The 21,847-nt window shown below is 59.2% G+C and carries 19 protein-coding genes; 17 read left to right on the plus strand and 2 right to left on the minus strand.

What is annotated here, in order from left to right:
* Positions 1-68 precede the first annotated feature (68 nt).
* The gene (locus Q1A63_RS05765; protein WP_298970024.1) at positions 69-1,067 is read right to left on the minus strand and encodes a TRAP transporter substrate-binding protein; all 999 of its coding nucleotides are present in this window, start codon (positions 1,065-1,067) and stop codon (positions 69-71) included.
* Between the two features lie 105 nt (positions 1,068-1,172).
* On the opposite strand from Q1A63_RS05765, the gene Q1A63_RS05770 reads away from it, so the two are divergent.
* The 7 genes from Q1A63_RS05770 (at position 1,173) to Q1A63_RS05800 (ending at position 7,568) form a co-directional block, all read left to right on the plus strand.
* Entirely contained in the window at positions 1,173-2,126 is a 954-nt protein-coding gene (locus Q1A63_RS05770; RefSeq protein WP_298970023.1) for a LysR family transcriptional regulator, read from the plus strand.
* Between the two features lie 142 nt (positions 2,127-2,268).
* Positions 2,269-3,417, plus strand: a complete 1,149-nt coding sequence (locus tag Q1A63_RS05775) for an ABC transporter substrate-binding protein (RefSeq protein ID WP_298970022.1) — start codon at positions 2,269-2,271, stop codon at positions 3,415-3,417.
* A 57-nt stretch (positions 3,418-3,474) separates the two neighbouring features.
* Positions 3,475-4,563 carry an iron ABC transporter permease gene (locus Q1A63_RS05780; protein ID WP_298970021.1) on the plus strand — a complete coding sequence of 363 codons (1,089 nt, stop codon included), beginning with the start codon at positions 3,475-3,477 and terminating at the stop codon, positions 4,561-4,563.
* Positions 4,560-5,333, plus strand: a complete 774-nt coding sequence (locus Q1A63_RS05785) for an ABC transporter ATP-binding protein (protein WP_299630999.1) — start codon at positions 4,560-4,562, stop codon at positions 5,331-5,333. The genes Q1A63_RS05780 and Q1A63_RS05785 overlap by 4 nt, the downstream gene beginning before the upstream one ends.
* Positions 5,317-5,793 (plus strand): pseudoazurin, encoded by a 477-nt coding sequence (locus Q1A63_RS05790; protein ID WP_299631001.1) that lies wholly within the window; start codon positions 5,317-5,319, stop codon positions 5,791-5,793. Before Q1A63_RS05785 ends, Q1A63_RS05790 begins: the two co-directional genes overlap by 17 nt.
* 159 nt (positions 5,794-5,952) lie before the next feature.
* Entirely contained in the window at positions 5,953-7,203 is a 1,251-nt protein-coding gene (locus Q1A63_RS05795) for a hypothetical protein (protein ID WP_299631003.1), read from the plus strand.
* Positions 7,200-7,568 carry a replication factor A protein 3-like protein gene (locus tag Q1A63_RS05800; RefSeq protein ID WP_299631005.1) on the plus strand — a complete coding sequence of 123 codons (369 nt, stop codon included), beginning with the start codon at positions 7,200-7,202 and terminating at the stop codon, positions 7,566-7,568. Before Q1A63_RS05795 ends, Q1A63_RS05800 begins: the two co-directional genes overlap by 4 nt.
* Positions 7,569-7,765: 197 nt before the next feature.
* On the opposite strand, the gene Q1A63_RS05805 is transcribed toward Q1A63_RS05800, so the two are convergent.
* A complete protein-coding gene (locus Q1A63_RS05805; RefSeq protein ID WP_298970016.1) occupies positions 7,766-8,182 on the minus strand; it encodes a response regulator in 417 nt (138 codons plus the stop codon).
* A gap of 190 nt (positions 8,183-8,372) precedes the next feature.
* On the opposite strand from Q1A63_RS05805, the gene Q1A63_RS05810 reads away from it, so the two are divergent.
* The 10 genes from Q1A63_RS05810 to Q1A63_RS05855 all read left to right on the plus strand — a co-directional run bounded on the left by Q1A63_RS05810 (position 8,373) and on the right by Q1A63_RS05855 (position 21,626).
* On the plus strand, positions 8,373-9,452 hold the full coding sequence (locus tag Q1A63_RS05810) for a serine hydrolase (protein WP_298970015.1): 1,080 nt from the start codon (positions 8,373-8,375) through the stop codon (positions 9,450-9,452).
* A gap of 220 nt (positions 9,453-9,672) precedes the next feature.
* Positions 9,673-10,863 carry an alginate export family protein gene (locus Q1A63_RS05815; RefSeq protein WP_298970014.1) on the plus strand — a complete coding sequence of 397 codons (1,191 nt, stop codon included), beginning with the start codon at positions 9,673-9,675 and terminating at the stop codon, positions 10,861-10,863.
* 22 nt (positions 10,864-10,885) lie between these two features.
* Positions 10,886-11,479: an alginate O-acetyltransferase AlgF gene (locus tag Q1A63_RS05820; RefSeq protein ID WP_298970013.1), complete on the plus strand. Its 594-nt coding sequence runs from the start codon at positions 10,886-10,888 to the stop codon at positions 11,477-11,479.
* Positions 11,480-11,503: 24 nt separating this feature from the next.
* A complete protein-coding gene (locus Q1A63_RS05825; RefSeq protein ID WP_298970012.1) occupies positions 11,504-12,901 on the plus strand; it encodes an MBOAT family protein in 1,398 nt (465 codons plus the stop codon).
* A gap of 11 nt (positions 12,902-12,912) precedes the next feature.
* Entirely contained in the window at positions 12,913-13,962 is a 1,050-nt protein-coding gene (locus Q1A63_RS05830) for a hypothetical protein (RefSeq protein ID WP_298970011.1), read from the plus strand.
* Entirely contained in the window at positions 13,959-15,272 is a 1,314-nt protein-coding gene (locus tag Q1A63_RS05835; protein ID WP_298970010.1) for a hypothetical protein, read from the plus strand. The genes Q1A63_RS05830 and Q1A63_RS05835 overlap by 4 nt, the downstream gene beginning before the upstream one ends.
* Before the next feature lie 127 nt (positions 15,273-15,399).
* Entirely contained in the window at positions 15,400-15,912 is a 513-nt protein-coding gene (locus Q1A63_RS05840) for a molybdopterin-dependent oxidoreductase (protein WP_298970009.1), read from the plus strand.
* A gap of 24 nt (positions 15,913-15,936) precedes the next feature.
* Entirely contained in the window at positions 15,937-18,489 is a 2,553-nt protein-coding gene (locus tag Q1A63_RS05845) for a PAS domain-containing hybrid sensor histidine kinase/response regulator (protein WP_299631010.1), read from the plus strand.
* 139 nt (positions 18,490-18,628) lie between these two features.
* A complete protein-coding gene (locus tag Q1A63_RS05850; protein ID WP_299631012.1) occupies positions 18,629-20,056 on the plus strand; it encodes an HlyD family efflux transporter periplasmic adaptor subunit in 1,428 nt (475 codons plus the stop codon).
* On the plus strand, positions 20,043-21,626 hold the full coding sequence (locus Q1A63_RS05855) for a glycosyltransferase (protein ID WP_299631014.1): 1,584 nt from the start codon (positions 20,043-20,045) through the stop codon (positions 21,624-21,626). The genes Q1A63_RS05850 and Q1A63_RS05855 overlap by 14 nt, the downstream gene beginning before the upstream one ends.
* The last annotated feature ends 221 nt before the right edge of the window (positions 21,627-21,847 follow it).

The following is a 21,847-nucleotide window of genomic DNA, read 5'->3' on the forward strand; positions in this document are numbered from 1 at the left end:
TTTCGTGTCGGGTGAAAAGCAGGCTGCAATCATCTGATCGCAGCCCGAAGTTTCAGGGAGAAAGGGTGTTATTCAGCCGCCGCCCGGATTTCGTCGACCAGCGTTTTGAAAACGTCGTCCTTTTCGGCGGCATATTTGTCCTGCACACGCTGCCCGGCGGCAATGAAATCGGTACGGTCAAACGCGGCGGTTTTCATCCCGCCCTCACCGGTGAGGAATGCGCGGATCTCATCCACCTGTTTCGTCATTTCCTCTTTCTGGTAGATCCCGGCTTCGCGGGCGGCCCGCATCACGGCCTCGCGCTGGCTGTCATCAAGCTTGTCCATGATCCGCTGACTGGCGAAAAGCGGTGAGAAATAGGTGAAATGCTCCAGCGCGGTAAAATGCGGCATGATCTCGTAGAATTTCTGTGACTTGATGAAGGAGGTGCCGTTGTCCGCGCCCTCTACCGTTCCGGTTTGCAGCGCGGTGGGTGTGTCGGCCCAGGGCAGCGGGATCGGGGCGGCGCCAAATTCGGCAAATGTATCGATCATCACCTGGTTCTTGGGCACCCGTACCTTGAGGCCCGCCATATCCTCCATCTTGGTGATGGGGTTGCGCGAGTTGTAGAAGTCGCGATCACCGACAAAGCCGAAGGTGAGCAGATGAACGCCCGTTGCGGCCTGCAGCTGCTCGGCAAAGCCCTGTCCCACGTCACCTTCAAGCACGCGGTAGGCATGTTCCTTGTCTTCAAAGATATAGGGCAAGACAAAGGCGTCCATCAGCGGGAAGTGCGGCGAGATGTTGTTGCCGGTGATCACATGCATATCGACGGTGCCCAGCTGCATCGCCTTGAACGCCTCATCCTCACCCATCAGCTGCCCGCAGCAGCGCACTTTGACATCGATGGTGCCATCGGAATAGGTCTCGGCCAGCTCTTCGAATTTATTGGCCAGAACCGCATAGGAACTGCCCTCGGCTGCCGCATATCCAAGATTGATGACGACATCCGCGGCGAGCGTCGCGTGGGCGGACAGGCTCAGGGACAGCAGCGATGCCGCAAGCGGCAGTGATCTGAAATTTGGCATTTTTCTCTCCGTGTTGAAATTTTTTTGGTTATTCCCGCAAGATTGCCACAGGTGTCATTGCAAGTATAATATCAAATCAGTCAGCTTTGATAACGAAACGGCATCATGAAAATTGGCCTCAGACATATCCGGTATTTCATCGCCGTGGCCGAAGAGCTGCACTTCCGCCGTGCGGCGGACCGATTGAGCGTGGCGCAGCCCGCATTGAGCCGCGCCATTCAGCATCTGGAGCAGGAGCTGCAGGTGTTGCTGTTTGATCGGTCGAACCGCAGCGTCCGGATCACCGATGCGGGCCAGACTTTTCTGGAAGGGTGCCGCAGCATCATGAACGCGGTGGAGCACACCATCGACGATGCCCGTCAGGTGCACCGCGGGCAAATAGGCAGCCTGCGCATTGGCTATACGGATATGGCGATTGCGGGTGTGCTGCCAAGGTTGCTGAAATCCTTTCAGGCGCAGCAACCGGGCATCGTTTTGCAGCCCAACCATCACGTGACCGCCACCCAATTGAAAAAACTCGATGAGGGCGAGCTCGACATCGGCTGTGTCACCGGTCCGATAAGCCGATCCGGATATGAGCAACAGCTCATTCAGTCGGAGCGTCTGGTCTGTGTGGTCTATGAAAATCACCGGCTGGCCCACCGTGGCAGCATCCATCTGGAAGAGCTGGCGCATGAGGATTTTGTGCATGGACCGTCAAAGGATTGGGAACATTTCTATTCCTATCTGATCCCGCTTTGTCGCAGATCGGGGTTTGTTCCGCACATCGTACAGGAAGCCTATAACTCTGCCGGTATATTGGGTCTTGTCGCCTGTGGGATGGGCGTAACCGTCCTGACGGAAAGTGTGCGTGGCTCACTGACCAATGACCTCGTGCCACTGGAGCTGGAGGGGATCACCGAGCAGCTGCAAACTGTCGCACTTTGGCGCACGGACTCGATTGTGGGGTCCAAATCCCTCTTCGTGGATTTCCTGCGGCAGAATGTATTTGGTGGCGCGATGGGGGCACCCCGGCGACAGGCTGATCAGGGCTCGAAAGGGAATGCGGGGCGAAGTTAACGCTGAACCGCGGGTTTGGGTCTTGAAACCGTCATGCGCAGACGGGCTTTACAGAAATCTGAAATTTCCGATAAAAATACTTGGGTATTGCCGCGAAATGCGCTACCAGCACCGCACACTGACTAACACATTGGAGACCGCCATGTCGTTTTCGACACCCACGCGCGGCTTCCTTGGTGCTGTTACAGCCAGCGTGATGATGATCGCGCAAGCCAGTGAAGCTCAAGCGGAAGCCTTGACTGTAACTGATATCGCTGGCCGAGAAGTCACCTTTACCGACCTGCCCGAAAAGATCGTTCTGGGCGAAGGGCGGATGATGTATTCCATCGCGCCGCTCGTCGATGGCAATCCTTTTGAAAAAATCGTCGGGTGGAAAGACGATCTGATCCTCTATGACCCTGACGCCTTTCGCAAGTTCGAAGCGGCCTTTCCGGAAGACACTGCCCGACTGATCAATTTCGGCAACCCCTATGCGGGCGATTTCAGCATCGAGGCCGTGCTTGAAGCGGAAACCGATCTGGTGCTGCTGGATGTCGGTAATCTCTTCAAGGCTGAAGAAACCGGGTTGGTGGAAAAGTTGGGTGATGCCGGTGTGCAGGTGGCGTTTGTCGATTTCCGGCGCAACTCGACCGAAAACACGGTGCCGTCCCTGCTCTTGATGGGCCGCATCCTTGGCGAAGAAAAGCGCGCCGCTGAATTCATCGATTTCTACATCGCGCAGATGCGCAGGGTTACCAATGTGGTTGACGCCATCCCCGCCGAGGATCGCCCGCTGGTGGTGGTTGAAAACGCCGCCGGGTGGCAGCAAGATTTCTGTTGCTGGTCCTTCGGGCCCTATAACTACGGCCGCTTTGTCGAGCTTGCGGGCGGGGTGAATTACGCTTCTACACTTGCCAACGCTTATTCGGTCGACATCAGCCTGGAAGGCATTCTGGAAGCAGACCCCGATCATATCATCGGCACCGGCGCCAACTGGGTGGAAGCACGGCCCGAGGTGACCTCGACCCTGCTGGGCTACGAAGGCGACCCGGCGGTCAATGCGCAAAAGCTGCAGGCCCTTGCCGACCGGGCCGGTTTTGCCGATCTGCGCGCGGTCAAGGAGGGCAATCTGCACTCCATCTACCACCAGTTCTACAATTCACCCTACCACTTCATCGCGGTGCAACAGATCGCCAAATGGCTGCACCCCGATGACTTCGAAGACCTTGATGTGGAAGCGAACTTCGACGAGCTGCATAAACGGTTTCTGCCGTTTGCGGCCTCAGGACAGTTCTGGACAACCCTGAACTGACACTCTGCGCCCGCGCCGGTATCTCGCCGTGGGCGCACCCCTGATCTGGATCGCGCCATGAAAGACCATGCCATCGCACCCGCCTCGGTATCCGGGCCAACTGCTGCGACGCTTGTCGCCGCCTACAAGAGGCGCAACCTGCGCCGCGTGGCACTGGTGCTCGGCGCTGGCGTGCTGCTGTGCTGCCTGATTGTGCTGGACGTGATCACCGGCCCTGCAAACCTCAGTTTCGGGCGCACGGTACAGGTGATCATTGACCCCTCGGTTGCCTCGCCGAAGGAGCAGGTGATCATCTGGCAACTGCGCCTGCCGGTGGCGCTGATGGCCGTGGCCGTCGGCGCGATGCTGGGTGTGGCTGGCGCCGAGATGCAGACAATCCTGAACAACCCGCTGGCGGACCCCTTCACGCTGGGGCTGTCTTCTGCGGCCAGCTTTGGCGCCGCGCTCGCGATCGTGCTGGGCTGGTCGGTGGTGCCGGGGGTCGGTGGGCTCTTCGTGACGATGAACGCCTTTGCGCTGGCCATGCTGACCTCGTGTTTTCTGTTCCTTTTCACCCGTCTGCGCGGGGTCAGCCCGGAGGCGATGATCCTCGTGGGCATCGCGATGCTCTTTACCTTCAACGCGTTGCTGGCCTTTCTGCAATACGGGGCCTCCGAGCTGCAATTGGCCCAGCTGATTTTCTGGCAACTGGGCTCGCTTGCCCGCGCCTCATGGGCAAAGGTTGGCGTCTGCGTCGTCATCCTGCTGATCGTTCTGCCCTATTTCATGTCGCGCTCCTGGGCGCTTACCGCCCTGCGCATGGGCGAGGAAAAAGCCGCCGCACTTGGGGTCAACGTGTCGTTGTTGCGGATGTCGGTGCTGGCCGGTGTCTCGCTGCTTTCTGCCGTTGCGGTCTCCTTCGTGGGCGCCGTGGCTTTCGTAGGCCTCGTCGGGCCACATATCGCGCGCATGATCGTGGGAGAGGATCAACGCGGCTTCCTGCCGCTCTCGGCGCTTTGCGGTGCGCTCATTCTTTCGGGCACCTCCATCGCCTCCAAGGCCATCACCCCCGGCATTGTCTATCCCATCGGCATGATCACCTCGCTGATCGGTATCCCGTTCTTCGTCCTGCTCATTCTGGGTCAACGCAAAAGGCACTGGCAATGAACACGCTTTCCGCTTCTGGCCTCGGGTTCTCCTACGGCGCCCGTCCGGTGCTGCAGAACGCCGACTTCGCAGCGCTGCACCCGGGGCAGCTGACGGCGCTGATCGGGCCAAATGCCGCGGGGAAATCGACCCTGTTTCGTCTGATCGCCGGGCTGGCCAAACCGACCACCGGCCAGATCAGGCTGGGTGACACCGATCTGTCCGGTATACCCACCCGCGCGCGTCTGAAACGCATCTGTTTCATGCCGCAGTTCTTTGCCGCCAACGCCGCCCTTACGGTCTTTGACGTGGTGATGATGGCCCATAAGCAGCTCAAGGGGTGGCGGGTGTCGGAGGCGGACATGCAGACCGTCAGCCGCGCCCTGCAGGCTGCAGGCATTGGCCATCTGGCGGAGGCCTACGTCAGCGACCTGTCAGGCGGGCAATCGCAAATGGTCTCGGTCGCGCAGGCGCTGATCCGCAACTCCGAGGTTTATCTCTTTGATGAACCCACCTCCGCCCTTGATTTGCGCCACCAGCTGGCGGTGCTGACCCGGATCAAATCGGCTATGGCCGACCGCGGTGCCATCGGCATGGTTGCCTTGCATGATCTGAACCTCGCCGCCCGGTTCGCCGATCACCTGATCCTGTTGGGGCAAGGGCGTATTCTGGCGCAGGGCCCGCCGGAAACGGTCCTGCGTTCCACGGCTATTTCGCAAACCTACGGGGTGGAGGTTGAGATCACCACCGGCCCCAGAAAGGATCTGATTGTCCATGCATACGCGTCGTAACATCATCCTGTCGTTGACCGCCTTGGGGGCCGCACGCGCCGCCTGGGCCTGCCCGGCGCCTACGGTGGACAAGACCGGCAACCACAGCGTCCTCATGCTCAATGCCGCCTGCGGGGACAGCAACACGCCGAACGTCTTTGAACCTGCAATCCTGCGCATCAACCGCGGCGAGAGCGTGACGTTCCTGCCCACGGACGCGGGGCACAACGCAGCCTCCAAACGCGGGATGATCCCTGAGGGGGCGCAGCCGTGGAATGGCGCAATCGATGAGGTGCTGACCGTGGATTTCACCGTGCCCGGCATCTACGGGTATCTCTGCTTGCCGCACTATGAGATGGGCATGGTCGGGCTGATCGTGGTGGAGGAAGATCTGTCCAATCTGGCAGCGGCCAAGAAGGTGCGCCACCCGGGATCTGCCCGCAAGACCTTTCGGGCATTGTTGGATCAATTGGACGTTTAACCTGGATCGTTTGCGCCAGAGAATCTGCGGCCATCGGGCGGTGGATCCCCTTTGATAAAGGAGGCCTCGCGCCGAAACACAATGAGCGGTTCTTTCCATGACGGAGCCATTAACCAAAGATTTCTTGTCGTGTGCCACCACCTGAGATAGAATTTTTGCATGAACGTCAGAGCTCAACCGTTGCGGAAACCACTTCCAACCGCCACCCGTCAGGCGAAACCACAGCTCAGCGCGGTGGGGGGGCAGGCGCATGTGCTGCAGGCCATCGCAGACCGCGCGAGCAATGCGCGGCAGTTGGGCGTGTTGCAGCGGATGGCTGATGGGCGCGCCCGGACAAACATCCCCGCAACGCCGGTGATCCAGGCCTATGGCCTGACCGACGAATCGAAAGATCCGGTTTGGCGGGTCAGCGACTCTGACAAATCTGCGGTGCCACAGGATCAGGACGAGGGTGGCAACAAGCTCTATGCAACACCCGACATCATCAAGGACGGGGACAAGAAGCTGCTCGCCGCCTCCTCGGCGATTGGTCTGCACCAATCCGATGATGAAATGACGCTGGCAGGCGAAACCGTTTACGGCGTGGCCCCCTATCTGCGGGATCAGGCCATCGCCGACGTGGATCATGATCGCACGAAAAAGCTCAAGCAGATCAACGCGGGTGATCTTGAGGATGATGAAGGGGTCACAGATGATGAGATCATGGCGCTCTGGACCGACTGCGGCAAGGCGGCACGCACAATCATGGGCGTGCAGGACACCGGCAAAAGCCCAAAGGCCACCACCAACATTGGCGATAGCGCCCCGTCCGGCAACCCGGCAGATTATTCAAACGAGCTTTATCCCAAAGCCATCACGGCGTTTTTCGGAAGCAAGGCGAACAAGAAATTCCTCAAGAAAAATGTGCACTACACCACCAACTTCATTGGCTGGGTCAGCTTTGTGAAGCCGAAGGATCCGAAACATGCCCGCAAGATGTATTCGGCGCTCGGCGAAGAGGGTCGCGAAGCCTTCGACAAACACGTTGGTATCAACCGCTTCGCCAACCCGGAGATTGGCGACGCCTACACGATGGTGACCGAAAAAGACATGCCGGGGTTCAAATCGTCCGGCCGCACGTGGAACTTCCACTGGGCCGGCGTCATCGCCAAGGATGGCGGCGACAATCTGACCCTGGAGGGTTATGCGGTCAGTGCCGCCTCTGAGATCAAGGAGGCCAAAGAAACCATGTCTGGTCAAGCGCTTAAGGACGAAATCGCGCGCCTGCGCAAGTGGGCGGCGGACTATGTCGACCGGGATTGGCTGTTCCAGATGTATGGAACCAAGCGCAAGGGCGAGACCTTCCACGACGATCATCTCGGTAGTGGCACCCACGGCAACCGTGCCACGACCTTCCACGCCACAAAATGAGCCAGGATGCACCTCTGATCGCGCCGTCTGCACTTGCCGAGAATGCCGGGCGTGTCGTTCGTCTGGCTGGCACCTATCGGGCTGAGTTTGACCCGGTGCACAAGACGCCCATGCTGGACGCGGATGGCCGTTCTGCCCCGGCAGCCTGCGTTGTGTTGCTCGCCCTTGATGATGGCACTTTTGTCGATCTTGCCAATCGGCCGGTGGAGGAAGGCCATCGCCTGGATGGGCAACGGGTGATCGCAACCGGTGAGCTTTCGGCGCCCTTGTCGGGTGGGGACGAACTGCTGGATGAGGCGGTGGCGGCAGAAGAGCCGCTCTATTCACTTATTCATCTCGCAACCATCAAAAAGGCTGACGGATGATCGCGGGCCGCCCCGCACAAACGTTATTTTGAGCGCTCAGATGTCGCCAGATGTCGCCGTGTGGGACAGGGCGGTAACGGCATCAGCGGCGAAAACCCCATCCAGGATTATGTCGACCAGATCAGCTTCAAGTTTCTAGGTTATTTTTCCAGCGGGTACGCCGTTTATCGGGAGGTCGACGGTTCATTGCCGATCTTTCACGCCTGTGCTTTGGCGCTGAAAATCTGCGTTGCAGCGCCTCCTCGCTTGCCGGAAGGCGATTTTCCAAGGTAGTTGATCAAAGCCTTCAGATCGCGGAAATCGACCGGTTTGCGCATGACCCATGAGGTGTTTTGATACATTTGAAACAGCTCGCCATTCGCAAATTTTGTACTGCCAGTGACATAGACAACCTCGGCATCCGGTGCCGCGTATCCGGCAAGTGCCGCGATCTGCAGGGAGCTGTCGTTTCCGATCATCAAATCCAGCAAAAGAATGTCCAGTTTGCAGCTGTTAACGATATTTGCCGCGGTCTCGATGTCTGAGACGGCATGGACGTTGTGGTTGTCGCTCTCCAATGCCTGAGTAAAGGCTAAGAGCAAAGGCAGATCGTCCTCCAAAATCAGGATATCCACGACGCCCTTCCCCCCGGTCTCAAATCAATTAACAAAAGGTAAATGGACTTTGTGAAGAAAGAGTTAAAACGCTCAATACCGTGTTCACAAAACGCAGCAAAGTTTTGGGGTCTTGGCTGATGTCCAGCCGTTCTCCGCCCAAAAAGTGACTGGGATTGATTACGTTGAGACGCGTGACCAAATCAGATCCATGCGGATCTTACAGCAGCTCAAACTGGCCTGTTACTCAGCGATTTTCATGACGTCGCAGACGGCATATGCGCAGGATATGTCGTCTCTGGCAAACGAGGTGCTGGAAATCAGTGGGGCGCCTGCGGCCAGCATCGGGGTCATGCGGGATGGCAACATGCGCGTGGCCAGCGCCGGTGCGATCTATCGCAATGGACCTGCCGTGACAGATGAGAGCCTCTGGCACATTGGGTCCAATACCAAATCGATGACCGCAACGCTGATTGCCCGATTGGCCGAACGTGGCGTGATCCGTTGGGAGGATGCAATTGCCGATGTTCTAGGGCCCGTCCTCTCGGACATCGATCAGGGGTATAGGGCGGTCACCTACGCTGATCTTCTACATCACCGCGCGGGGTTGCCGGCCAACCCAGGGCGTTTGTCCATGATCCGCATGTCCGGAAGCGCAGCGGAGCGCGATGTGCCCGCCGATCGCCTTTCGGCAGCAGCGGCTGCCTTGGCGCAGGCACCCCGGGCTCAGGGGTCCTTCCAGTATTCCAATCTGGGCTACATCGTTGCGGGTGCCATGCTGGAACAGCAAACCGGACTGCCATGGGAAACGCTGATCACGCGTCATGTCTTTAGCCCACTTGGGATGGATAGCGCAGGGTTTGGCGCCCCCGGTGTTTCCACGCCGGAGACGCAGCCCTGGGGTCATCGAAAGTTCCTCTTTGTGCGCCGCGCGATCTCGCCCGGCCCCGCCGGGGATAACCCGCCATTTTTTGGCCCCGCAGGCACCGTTCATCTCTCGATCCCGGATCACCTGACCTACCTGAACGCTCACGCAACGCAAGACACCACATTCCTGACGCCGGAGAGTTGGCGGCGTTTGCATGATCCGCCTGAGGGAGCCGATTATTCCGCCGGGTGGGGCCACCGCCAGGGGGTGCTGGCGCATGCCGGGTCCAACACGATGTGGTATTCCTTTGTTGCTTTCGACCCGCAGACGCGAACCTCTGCGGTCATAAACGTCAACAGCGGCGACCGCGCGCGCGCCGAGGCCGCGATTGCGGCGGTGGTCGCAAAGCTTTTCCAGCCCTAGGGATTCACGCCTTTAGCCCATCCTGAGCGCGCGGCTGAATATACCAAAGGATAGCCCGCCTAAACGGATTGTCGTCTTCCTGTGCCTTTGCAGGTCTGCTCGGAGCGAGCGGTCTGCCGTAGTCATTCCTCAGCACAGCCAGTGCGAGGATGGTTCGATGGTAACGAGTAAAAAGACAGTTCAAGGCACGATGTTTGCTGCCCTTTGTGGTCTGTGTCTGATGGCAGAGACAACTGGCGCGATTGCAGGCAGCAAAGATGCACCGCAGGCATCAGTGGTTTTTGACATCGCCAAACGTAAAAAGGCGAAACGCACCGTCACGCATTGGCTGCGCACCTCGTTTTACGGCAACCTGCGGTTTCAGGGTGAACGTGATATCGCCCGCGACGATGGCGTATCAGATCGCAAGGATGAATTCGCCAGCTATCTGGGGGGGGTCGGGCGCGCAAACATCGCGCGTGGTGTGACCGGGTTTGTCCATGGTGAGGTAAGCCTGAAGGACAAAAAGACCCACGCCCGCTCCTATGATCGGATCATGCAACCGCAGCTCAAAGAGGCGCTTGTTTCTGTTGCGCTTACAGATCGGGCGCAGGTGAGTGTCGGGCGGCTGCGGTTTTCCGATCCCCATAAATGGGTTGCTGACGCATCGGTGGATGGTTTGCATTTTGCACATAGATTGCAGGGCAGGGCCTTTGAGTTTGCCGCGGTGTCCGGGACGCGTGATATCACCGCCGACTATCTGATCGCCCATATCTCGGACACAGATCACGCGCGGCGCTTCGGCCTCTTTGCCATCGCAGAACGCGATGGAAGCCAGCGCCGTCTGCACCTGTCCACCTATCGGTTCGCCCAGGTATCGGAGCGATTTTCCTACCAGCTCAACGCGGGTGTGGTGATGGGGGATGCGGCACAAGACCGATCATATGGCGTCGGCGTCGATGTCCGCGCGCATCAGGAATTGAGCACAGGCCGCTGGAACCCGCAGATCACCTATGGGGTTGCATTTGGCACATCCGGGTTCCAACAAAGCGGGCTGCACAGCAATAAAACCTATGACGGCGGGCAGACGCAGTTTCACCGGTATGGCTATATTTTTCAGCCTGAGCTGACCAATATCGCCATTGGCACTTTGGCCTATGGGTTGCGCCCCTCGCGCAAGTTTTCGATGGATCTGGGCTTGCACGCATACTTGCAACCCAGCCGGTCCACGATTGGCCCGGAGGCGCGGATCAAGGGGACCACCACGGGAAACGCACGTTTTCTCGGGTCGGAAATCAGCCTCGCGGGGGCATGGCGGCCCGGCAAGAAATCCAAAATGGAATTCGGCGTGGCCCGGTTCACGCCGGGATCGGCCTATTCTGATCGCAGCAAGGCCCACCGCGTCTACGCCCGCATCTCCTATTACTTCTGACGCTTTTTGAAGGAGCCTTCATATGAAACATTCATACCTCACCGCCATTTTCATTGCAGCCCAGGTGATATGTTCAACCGCCACGGCGAGTGACACGAGCCTTTACCCTGAAGCCGCCCCGGCGGACGCCAGCTTTGTCCGCTTTGCCGGGTTCGATCCTGACGAGACCGCGGAATTCGCGGGCAAATCCTTTGCGCTCACGCTAGAAGATGACTGGGCCTACCTCCCGGTGTCCTCGGCGCTGCTGGACGGGGTCGCTCCGGGAAGCTTTGTCACGATTGTGCGCGGCGCGGATGGCCATCAGCAAGCCATCCTCGAGGGGCCGCGTTCTAATGCGGCACGCGTGCATCTCTTTTTGATCAATGCGACCGAGCGAGTTCTGGAGCTTCGTCTTGCGGACGGGTCCACGCCGGTGATCGAAACCGTGGCTGCGGCAACCGCCGGTGCGCGCGACGTCAACCCAGTGGCCATTGCGCTGGGCGTCTTTGAGCTTGGCAACCCGATCCCTCTGGCCATTTTCGATGTCGCACTGAGGCGGGGGCAGAACCTGAGCTTCATCGCCGATGACACCGGCATCCGGCTGGTCGAAAACCGCTTTGGCACCGTCGCCAGATAACGCGCCCCGCAGCAGAGGTTTCTGATGATTTTTTCCAGCGCCATATTTGTCTTCGGGTTTTTGCCAGCCTTTCTGACGCTTTACTATCTGGCTCCGAAGCGGGCGCGATCCGCTGTTATTCTGCTGGGCAGCTACGCGTTTTATGGCTGGTGGCGTCTTGACTATCTGGCGCTGATCTTCGGCATGTCGTTGGTGAGCTATGCCGCGGCCCATGTGGCCCACACCACGAAATCCGGCGGGGTCAAAACCTGGGCGGTTCGGCTTGGCGTCCTCTTTGATCTGGCTGTGCTGGCGTACTTTAAATACACCATCTTCGCGCTCACGGGTCTGAGCGATCTTTCGGTGGCGCTTGGCGGCGGCGATATCACCGTCCCGGCAATCATTCTGCCCATCGGCATCAGTTTCCACACTTTTCAATCGATCAGCTACATCATCGATGTGGCCCGTAAGGACGCACCCCCCGCGCGCAATTTGATCGATTTTCTCGCCTTCGGGTCCTTGTTTCCCCAGCTGATTGCAGGGCCGGTGCTGCGCTACAAGGACCTGTCCGCGCAATTTGCCAATCGCACCCATTCGGCTGCAAAATTCCTGCAAGGTGTTGGGCGCTTTTCGCAAGGTCTGGCGATGAAGCTGCTGATTGCCGACAGCGTCGCCCCGCTTGCGGACCGCCTCTTTGCAATCTCCGCCCCTTCGGCGAGCGAGGCCTGGTTGGGCGCTCTTGCCTACGCCATCCAGCTTTTCTTCGACTTCGCGGGGTATTCAGCCATGGCCATTGGATTGGGCCTGATGATCGGATTTCGCTTTGTCGAAAACTTTGACGCGCCCTATAGCAGCCAATCGATCACCGAATTCTGGCGGCGCTGGCATATCAGCCTGTCCCATTGGTTGCGGGACTACCTGTATCTGCCGCTGGGCGGTAACCGCAAAGGGCCGCTGCGCACATATTTCAACCTGATGCTGACGATGGTGCTGGGTGGTCTGTGGCACGGTGCCAACTGGACCTTTCTGCTCTGGGGGGCCTGGCACGGGGCGTTGTTGGCAATCGAGCGCGCACTTGGGGCGAAATCGGCGGCGCAGGTCTGGCCTCGCATGATCGGCTGGCTGGTGACGATGAGCGTGGTTTTGATCGGGTGGGTGATGTTTCGGGCCGCGTCTGTTGAAGACGCGTTTCAGATCTACGCCGGGATGGTGGGGGTCCATGGTTGGGTCGTCACAGCAGGCATCGCCTGGCAGATACAGCTCACAGAACTGACCGCATTGGCCGGGGGGATGGCACTCTGCGCACCCGGTCAATGGCTCCAAAGACCAATAGCAAATGCGTCACGTTGGCTGCGCGGGGCGGGGGCGTTCTCACTGATGATCGTATCCTGTCTCGCGCTGATCGCGCAAACCCACTCTCCCTTTCTCTACTTCCAATTCTAAGGAGGATCCTGATGTATCTGAAACAATCACATCTGCACCATGCGGCGGCGTTCGGCTTTGTCGCGGCGCTCGCGGGCATCGGGCTGGCAAGTCATCCAGGGATCAAGAGTGACCATACATCTGCGGATGTTTTCAGGGGCGCGGTGCAATCGCAGTATGAGGCGGCCTTTGTTGCAAATAACCCGCTTGAGGAGATCGCCGTGTCGACCCTTGGTGCCGTTCGCTATGGCGTTTTTGGTCAGGCGATGCCCGGCGCGATTGTCGGGCGTGACGGATGGCTGTTTACCACCGAAGAGCTCGTCACACCCGAAGGTCAAACGCAGAACATCGCGTTGGCGGCGGACGAAGTGGCCGTTGTGCATGCTGAATTAGCCGCGCGTGGCATCACGTTGATCCCGGTGATCCTGCCCGATAAAGCGGAGATCTACTCAGAGGCCTTGGGTGTTGCCCGCCCGGAAATGGTTAAATCACGGCGCCAGCGGTTTTTGCAGGAATTGGCCGCAGAAGATATCGCAGCGCTGGATGCGACCGACACCCTGTTGCGGACCAAGGAAACGGCAGATGCGTTCATGCGCAGCGACACGCATTGGTCGCCTGCTGGCAGCCGGGCCGTCGCCCATCTGGTGGCCGAGTGGGTGAGGGACCAAGGTATCACCCTTGCGCCAGCCACTGTCACGACACGCGCTGAGGGGCGCATTGCCTTTGATGGGGACCTGCTGCGCTTTATTCCGACGGGGGCTTTCCGCCCTCTCATGGGCCCGCCGCAGGAACACATCACCCGCTACACGACAACTGTGGAAACGGGTGGCGGTCTGTTCGGCGCAGCGCAGGTTGATGCTGTCTTGGTTGGGACCAGCTTCAGTGCGCGCGAGGATTGGCATTTTGCGGGTTTCCTCAAACAGGCGCTGAGCGCGGATGTGATCAATTTTTCCCAGGAAGGCCGCGGGCCGTTCCGGCCGATGGATGCCTTTCTGGCGTCCGACTTTCTCAAGAATACACCCCCAAAAACCGTCATCTGGGAAATTCCGGTGCGCTATGTCTCAAAGGAGCTAAGATCATGAAAACGTTGCTTGCCAAGGTGGTTCTCGCCACCAGTATTGTCCTGGCTACGCCGGTGTTGGCGACACCTTATTGCGTGGGGCTGGAGAACATCGAGAGCCTGCCCAAGAAGTATCAGAAACGCGGGCCGTTCTATTCCGATGCGGAAACTGGATGGATCATTGGCGCTGACCAACTCAAGGCCGATTTTGCCGTGTCAGAAGAAGCGACGGAGCTTTGGCGATTGATGGCTGCGGAATTCAAAGCCCGCGGCGCACAGCTGGTGGTTCTTGCTGCGCCCCCACGCCCGCTGTTTGTGCCGGAGGATGTTGTTGCGGCCATGGGTCTCGACGGCAGCTTCGACCGGCAGGCCCTGTCACGGGGGTTTTCGGACTACATCGCGGCGCTGAACCAGGCAGGGATTGTCGCCCCGGACCTGTCTGAGCTTGCCGAAAGCGATGAATCTGAGTCGATCTATTTCAAACGCGACACCCATTGGACGCCGAGGGGTGCGGCCCTTTCGGCCGCATATCTTCGCTCAGCGATGGCGGGATCAACAGGGCGTGAAGCCTTGCCGGAGGTTCCGTTCTCCGCGGACTACAGCGAAAAAGGATCATTGAGCGTGGTAGTGGAGCAGGTTTGCGAAGAAAGGCCGAGGCCGGAGACGGTACCGGCGCCGGTATTCGCAAAGCGCGGCACCGCATCCGACCTTCTGTCGCAAGAGGCCGGGGGGCCGCGCATCGCGCTGGTGGGCACAAGCTTTTCCGACCGCTATCAACGGGACGCCTATCAGGTCGCGGATGCGCTGGCGCATGTGCTGGACGGAACGGTTGAAAATCACGCGGTGACCGGTGGCGGCCTTGTCGGATCGATGACCGCGTTTATCGGCAGCGGCGCCTTGGATCGGGGACAGTTTCAGACGGTTGTCTGGGAATCCCCCTATACGGCTGCGTTGACCCGGGTTGACGGCCTGCGCCAGATCCTGGGCGCATTGCGAGGCCAATCAGCGACCCACCGCACGCCTGTCAAAATCGGGCCCGTCGGGGACGCCTGGACCGGGATTTCCCATGCATTCGATGCTGTGGCCTACAGCGGCCTCGAGATCGAAACACGGGGTCGATCAACCGGCACGCTCGTGGTCGAATTGATCGGTCAGAGCGGCGAGAAAACACGCATCAAGCTGATCAAATCTGAACGCATTGACCCGGCGCAGCGTAGTGATCACTGGCATGTGGCGCTGGCTGCCCTGGAGATGACCGATATTGCAAGGATCAAACTCCGTCTTGTCGGGCAGAAGGCGACCCATGGCACAGAGCTGCGTTTGCTGCACTAGATCGCGGCGATTTCGGCGGCGACTATACCTTCGTATAGCGGCCTATCCCGTTGCTTTGTCGCATTCGTTTCGCGCAGGCCCTAATCAGGAACACAACCGACACCCGCGCAAATCCGACGGAGCCATCATGACCCATTTCAAAGTGAACCTTGTCGCGACAACCCTGATCGCCGGTCTGACAATGCCTGCGCTGGCTGAGCAATTGCCTGCGCCGACAGGTGAGGTTGTTCTGACCCTGTCCGGTGATCTGATGCATGAGACAGCGGATGATGTCGTGACACTGGACATGGCGATGTTGCAGGCGATGGATCAGATCGTGTTTACAACCTCGACGATCTGGATGGAGGGTGAGGTTGAATTCACCGGCGTTTCCCTGCGCGATGTGCTCGACTATGCCGGGGCGCAAGGCGATACGGTCAGCGCGCTGGCGCTGAACGACTACAAGGTCGACATTCCAGTGGGCGAGATTGAAGAGGGCGCGCCCATTGTCGCTTATCTGATGGACGGCGCGGAAATGTCGCCACGCGGCAAAGGGCCGCTTTGGATCGTCTACCCCTATGACGAGGACACCAAGTACCGCACCGAAGTCGTCTATTCACGTTCTATCTGGCAACTTGATCGTATACATTCGGGCGACTAGCGCGGTGCTGGTCGTGGCATTGGAATGATCCCTGACGTGTTCGAACAGAGTGGTATCCTGAGACGACTAATCCCGCTTGGCGTGATCTTTGCAGGCATCGCGGCGCTGGCGGTGACCTTCCTGTCGATCACGCAGCGGATGACCGACCTGCGCGAGGCACCGGGCGACAACCTGACCTGGACCCTGTCACAGGTTGAGGTCGACGTCTTGCTGCTGACGGATGAGGCGTTGCTGGCGATGCAGGCGGACACACCGGATCTTGCCACGCTGCGGCGCCGGTTCGACAATGTCTACAGCCGCGCCACCAGTATCAGCGAGAGCCCGGTCTTTGGTGCGATGCGCGCAGATGAGACCTTTGCCGCGCAATTGGCAACCTTGCGGACCTGCATCGACAAGCTGGCGGTGTTGATCGACGCTTCGGATGTTGAGTTGGTGGCAAATCTGCCAAGGGTCTGGGAACTCTCCAGCACGATCCGCGAGGACGCGCATGACATAGCGCTGACAGGTATCAAGCTGCGGTCCGTTGCTTCGGACGCAGAGCGTGAAGCCTTCAGTCGGCTGCTCTTTGCGGCGGCGGCCATCAGCCTGGCGCTGATCTTGTTCCTGGGGGTGATGCTGGTCTTTCTGTTGCGGCAATACCGGTCACATCGCGAAATCTCCGAGGCGGCGGAACGGGCGAATTCGCGGTTGAAATCCAGTTTCGATGTATCGCTGGATGCGATCATTGTTGCGGATGATCAGGGGGTCATCCTCGACTATAGCGGTGCCGCGGAAACCGTTTTTGGTTTCAGCAAGGACGAAGCGATTGGCGCCAAGATGTCGGATTTGATCGTCCCGCATCAGCACCGCGCCGCGCATCTTGCCGGGATGGAGCGTTTCAACAGAACCCGCGAAGCGCATCTGGTGGGCAAGGGGCGCATCGAGATCACCGCCTTGCGCAAGTCGGGCGAGGAGTTTCCGGTGGAGATATCCATCGGCATGTCGACGGATCATCGTGGTACGATTTTCATTTCCTACCTGCGCGACATCACCGACCGGCGCGCCGCTGAAGAGGACCTGAAACGTGCGCGCGATGAGGCGTTGCAGGCCGAACAGGCCAAATCCAATTTCCTGGCGGTGATGAGCCACGAAATGCGCACCCCGCTCAATGGTATTTTCGGCACCATTGAGCTTTTGCAGAATACGAAACTTGGAAAAACGCAAAGAGGATACCTCGATATCGCCAAACAGTCGGGCGATATCCTGCTTTATCATGTCAACAACGTCCTCGACGTTGCGCGGATGGATGTCGGCAAGCTGGAGTTGAGCAACGATACCTTTGAGCTTACACAGTTTTTCAGGGATATCGTCACGACCAATGAAACCACTGCCTATGCGCAAAGCAACCGGTTGAGCCTCGATCTGGGCGACATGCCGCGGTGTCATGTCGTCGCCGATGAGCAGCGGTTGCGGCAGGTGGCGTATAACCTGGTCAGCAATGCGCTCAAGTTCACCCATCACGGGGAGGTCACGCTGAAAGCACGGATCATCGGGCAAGAATGGCTCGAATTTTCCGTGACCGATACCGGTGTCGGCATCCACCCCGAGGATCAGACCCGGGTGTTTGATCGTTTCTTTACTCAGGAAAAATCCTACGACCGCCTGGCGTCCGGCGCGGGGCTGGGTCTGACCATCTGCCGACAGCTTGTTGATATGATGGAAGGCACGATTGCGCTCGACAGCGCGGTGGACAAGGGCAGCACCTTCACCGTCCGGGTCCCGCTTCGCATTGCGACCGAACCGCTCAAGCCTGCAGCCAAACCGGAGGTGCCAGAGAATACCGACGCGCTCGATGGCCTGTCTGTTCTGCTGGTGGAGGACAATGAAATCAACCGGCTGATCGTGCGGCAGATGTTGCAGTCTCAGGGGGCTGCGGTCACCGAAGCCCACAATGGGCAGGAAGCTGTGGACCGGGTTCATGAACAGCAATATGCGGCCATCCTTATGGACGTCAGCATGCCGGTGATGAACGGTGTGGACGCCACCGAGATTATTCGACAGGCGGACACGCCAAACAAGCAAGCACCGATCATTGGGCTGACCGCCCATGCGCTTGCGGATGAGCAGGCAAAATTCCTTGCCGCCGGCATGGACATGTGCCTGAACAAACCCGTATCGCAGGCCGATTTGGTGGGTGCGCTTGTCTCCGTTGTCACACAGGATGGCGCGCCGGGCCAAAATCGACCAAAGACGGCTCCCAATGACCTGATCGACGCCCATATCTTTGGGGACCTCAAGAGCGTGTTCAAACCTGAGAAACTGCAAAAACTGGTTGAAGATTTCGAAGCGGAAATATTCGGTCTCCTGGCCGCGATCCCGGATCTGATGAACGCCGAAGACCTGTCCGACCTGGCGACGCGCACGCATAAATCGATTGGCTCGGCGGGCATGATCGGGACGCTCGGATTTCAGCGCCAATTGCGCGCGCTGGAACAGGCCGCCAAGGACAATAACGCAGAAGTGGCACAGGCCGCAGCGGCGGAAGTTAAAGCCGCCTGGAAGGGTACGCGCCGGGCGTTGCGCGCTGCTGCCCACTGAGCATGCCCTATCCCAAAGCCTAGTCTGCCCTAGGCTTTTGACGCAGTAATTGTCCGGCTGCGCCCCCCAACCCTTTTGAAACTCCTGATATCCAGTGATGGTGGCAGTCGCCGGACTGTCGATCAGTCGGGAGTATGCCATGAACATTCGCCACGCATGTCCTCTGCCGGATCTGTCATTTCCCGTGACAGCACCGCTGCATTTGCACAAGGCGAATGGCTGCAAGATCGTTGTGCGAAGGTGGTCCCTGGAGGGGCTCTGGGTAGAGGGCACATCCGGGGATTTGGCTGGCGATGTTGTGTTATCCGTTCCCTTTCAGGGTGTTGAGGTTTCATTTCCTGCCACATTGACCGCTGCGGATACGCCCGGCCAATATCATTTTGTCGACCTCACAGTGCGCCAGCGTGAAACACTCTCGGCCTTTCATCAGGGGGTGCTGTCGGGGCAAATGGTGTCGACCGCCGATATGATCACCAGCCTCGACACACCCGTTGATCTCGTGCCGATGGGCGAGACCGAAGAGGAAGAAGCAACAGGGCGCGCCAGGGCCAGGCCGCGTTTCCTGCGTATCCTGGGCAATAGCGTCATCTATCTGATGCTTGCCCTGATACTGGTGGCAGGCCTGGGCGGGCAGATCTGGCAGCGTTTGTCGCAGATCACTCTGGATCATGCGCGTTTTACAGCCCCGGTAATCGAATACACGGCCCCTGATGCGGGATATGTGGCCCGGCTCACCGTCAAGGTGGGGGATGATGTCGCCGCCGGGGATATCCTGGCGCAGATCGAGGATCCCGATCGGCGCAGCGATGTTGAGGAAGTCCGGACAGAGGTGCTTTTGGCGGAACGGCGTCTTGCCACCGCCGAGGACCGTCTGGCCCGCCATCTTGCGCTGCGGGCTGCGCGTCGGGCCGCTTTGTTCGAAGCGTTTCAGCAGCTCTGGCTGCCGTGGCACCGTCGCGATCCGCGCGCCACCCGCTATCCGCCCCGGATCGAGGCGGCGTGGCGAGCCCTCTACGCGTTTGACCGGGGGCGCGATACCGAAGCTGGCGGGTATTTCGACATGCTGGCAACGCTGCAATCCGGCGTTGAAGAACGGCAGTTGGACCTGCGGCGCTGGAAACGCGAGCTGCGCCACCGCAAAGCCGCCGCCGACAAGCTGGTGATCCGAGCACGTTCTGCGGGCACGGTCTTTGCGGTGCATGCTGGCAAAACCAGCTACGTGGCGCGCAACGCCCTGGTTTTGGAGGTTGAGGACCGCACACCGCGTGTGGCCGTGGCCTGGCTAGATGACAGCATGGCGCGCGACGTCCACATCGGCATGACCGCCGACATCACCTACATTTTTCGGGGCGCGCGCAAACACGCGTCCGGCACGGTTACCGACATTCAGGCAGGCGCCGACCACGTTCGACCTGATCGTTTCGGGATGGTCCTGACGGTAACAGCGGACGATGTTGGGCTGTTGAACAGCCGCAAGTGGTTTCGCCGTAACGCGCCGGCGCATGTAACGCTCAACCGGCGCCCGGTCATCGCATTCTGGTCGGGGGACGGCAATGACACCCCCTGAAACCCTCTACGCAAGGGAAAAACACCTTGATGGCTGGCTCCAGCAATTGTCAGGTCCGGCCCCACGTGGCTTTGCCAAATGGTCCGGAACAAGGATCGCGCAGTTTGGCGTTTTGCTGGTGGCGTTGACTGCGGCCATGGTCTGCTGGCCCAATAATTTTTTCCACCCTGATTTGGTGCAGGTGACTTTCGTGCTGGGCGTGCTCGGCATCTGGCGGTTCGGGTGGTGGTTTACCCACGCGATCCGCGCCGAGAACTATGCGCGCCTGAAATGGCCGGGCATGCGGCGGCGGGCCAATGCGGTTTGGCAAAATGGCTGGCGGCCGCGTCATCTGCATATCCAGATGACCACCTATTACGAAGACCCGGCCATCACTCGACGAGTCATCGGATCGATCATCGGGCAAATCCGGCGAGAAGGCATTCCGACGACGCTGTGGATCGGCACGGGCTCATCCTACGACGAGGAGATCATTACCGATTTTGTCCGCACCCATGCCGCCGACCTTGATGCGGATCTGATTTTCCTGCGCCAGAACCAGCCGGGAAAGCGCATGGCCATCGGGATGATCCTGCGCGCGATGAACCGGGCGGGGATCGAACGCGATGATCTGGTGATCTTCATGGATGGGGATGCCGTCTACGGTAGGGATGTGCTCGAAAAAACCTGTTCGATGTTCGGTGCGGACCCGGATTTGCAAGCGCTGACCACGAATGAAGAGGTGCTTTGTTATGGGCCGCGTTGGATCCAGAGCTGGCTGTCGATGCGTTTTGCACAGCGGCGCCTCGCGATGCAGAGCCATGCGATGTCCGACAAGGTGCTGACCCTGACCGGTCGGATGAGCGTGTTTCGTGCTAAGCATATCATCGACGAAAAGTTCATTCGCACGGTCGAGGCGGATCATCTGGACCATTGGCTCTGGGGCAGGTTCCGCTTCTTGTCCGGGGACGACAAAAGCACCTGGTACCACCTGCTGAGCAAAGGCGCCAAAATGACCTATGTGCCTGATGCCTGTGTCTATACGATCGAGCGGATCGAAGGCTCAGGCACGGGCCGTATGGTTCAGAATTTCCGGCGCTGGTCCGGCAATATGCTGCGCAACGGCGCGCGGGCGATTGCCCTTGGTCCGCGTCTGGTCAACCCGTTTATCTGGTGGTGTCTTGTCGATCAACGCATCGCGATGTGGACCATGCTGGTCAGCCCGACGCTAGCGCTGCTGACCCTCTTTGTCGATCCGGCCTATCTTGTGCATTGCGTGATCTGGATCGTGTTGAGCCGCACCTTGCTGTGCCTGTTTCTGTTCAGATATGCACGCATCCCGGATATCAGCTGGCCGTTCATTCTCTATTTCAATCAGATCATCAACGCGGGCGTGAAGGTCTACATGATATTTCACCTCAGCAAACAAAGCTGGGCAAACCGCGGCAATCAGACAGCGGGTCGTGGCACGGCGATGCGCGACAGGATCCAGACTCTGATCGCCAAGTTTCAGATGATCACCACAGTCCTTGCGTTTGTCTCCGGGTTGGCGGTGTACGTTGGCCTGCTGGACCTGCCGCGGGTTTTCTGACGCCGGGGACAGGGTTTGCCATCAGCGTTCATGAGGTGGATGACCCCGTGAATACTATTCGCAATGTCCCCCAGTCCAGCCGTCGCCATATGCGAAGCTGTGGTCGGTATCCTGTAGCGACCTCTAATCTCTCTATCGAGCTGCCAACGCGCGTGCTGCTGGCAGAATTGGTTTCCCGCGCCAAAGACCCATCCGGTTCAGACCCGATGCTGCGCCGTTCA

The organism is uncultured Roseobacter sp., from assembly GCF_947499265.1.
Taxonomy (GTDB): Bacteria; Pseudomonadota; Alphaproteobacteria; order Rhodobacterales; family Rhodobacteraceae; genus Roseobacter.

What these genes read in the sequence shown, in the direction of transcription:
- Q1A63_RS05775 (WP_298970022.1), top strand. Translation starts at nt 2,269, where the DNA reads ATGTCGTTTTCGACACCCACGCGCGGCTTCCTTGGTGCTGTTACAGCC.
- Q1A63_RS05795 (WP_299631003.1), top strand. Translation starts at nt 5,953, where the DNA reads ATGAACGTCAGAGCTCAACCGTTGCGGAAACCACTTCCAACCGCCACC.
- Q1A63_RS05785 (WP_299630999.1), top strand. Translation starts at nt 4,560, where the DNA reads ATGAACACGCTTTCCGCTTCTGGCCTCGGGTTCTCCTACGGCGCCCGT.
- Q1A63_RS05790 (WP_299631001.1), top strand. Translation starts at nt 5,317, where the DNA reads ATGCATACGCGTCGTAACATCATCCTGTCGTTGACCGCCTTGGGGGCC.
- Q1A63_RS05845 (WP_299631010.1), top strand. Translation starts at nt 15,937, where the DNA reads ATGATCCCTGACGTGTTCGAACAGAGTGGTATCCTGAGACGACTAATC.
- Q1A63_RS05770 (WP_298970023.1), top strand. Translation starts at nt 1,173, where the DNA reads ATGAAAATTGGCCTCAGACATATCCGGTATTTCATCGCCGTGGCCGAA.
- Q1A63_RS05765 (WP_298970024.1), bottom strand. Translation starts at nt 1,067, where the DNA reads ATGCCAAATTTCAGATCACTGCCGCTTGCGGCATCGCTGCTGTCCCTG.
- Q1A63_RS05810 (WP_298970015.1), top strand. Translation starts at nt 8,373, where the DNA reads ATGCGGATCTTACAGCAGCTCAAACTGGCCTGTTACTCAGCGATTTTC.
- Q1A63_RS05815 (WP_298970014.1), top strand. Translation starts at nt 9,673, where the DNA reads ATGGCAGAGACAACTGGCGCGATTGCAGGCAGCAAAGATGCACCGCAG.
- Q1A63_RS05855 (WP_299631014.1), top strand. Translation starts at nt 20,043, where the DNA reads ATGACACCCCCTGAAACCCTCTACGCAAGGGAAAAACACCTTGATGGC.
- Q1A63_RS05800 (WP_299631005.1), top strand. Translation starts at nt 7,200, where the DNA reads ATGAGCCAGGATGCACCTCTGATCGCGCCGTCTGCACTTGCCGAGAAT.
- Q1A63_RS05825 (WP_298970012.1), top strand. Translation starts at nt 11,504, where the DNA reads ATGATTTTTTCCAGCGCCATATTTGTCTTCGGGTTTTTGCCAGCCTTT.
- Q1A63_RS05780 (WP_298970021.1), top strand. Translation starts at nt 3,475, where the DNA reads ATGAAAGACCATGCCATCGCACCCGCCTCGGTATCCGGGCCAACTGCT.
- Q1A63_RS05820 (WP_298970013.1), top strand. Translation starts at nt 10,886, where the DNA reads ATGAAACATTCATACCTCACCGCCATTTTCATTGCAGCCCAGGTGATA.
- Q1A63_RS05850 (WP_299631012.1), top strand. Translation starts at nt 18,629, where the DNA reads ATGAACATTCGCCACGCATGTCCTCTGCCGGATCTGTCATTTCCCGTG.
- Q1A63_RS05830 (WP_298970011.1), top strand. Translation starts at nt 12,913, where the DNA reads ATGTATCTGAAACAATCACATCTGCACCATGCGGCGGCGTTCGGCTTT.
- Q1A63_RS05835 (WP_298970010.1), top strand. Translation starts at nt 13,959, where the DNA reads ATGAAAACGTTGCTTGCCAAGGTGGTTCTCGCCACCAGTATTGTCCTG.
- Q1A63_RS05840 (WP_298970009.1), top strand. Translation starts at nt 15,400, where the DNA reads ATGACCCATTTCAAAGTGAACCTTGTCGCGACAACCCTGATCGCCGGT.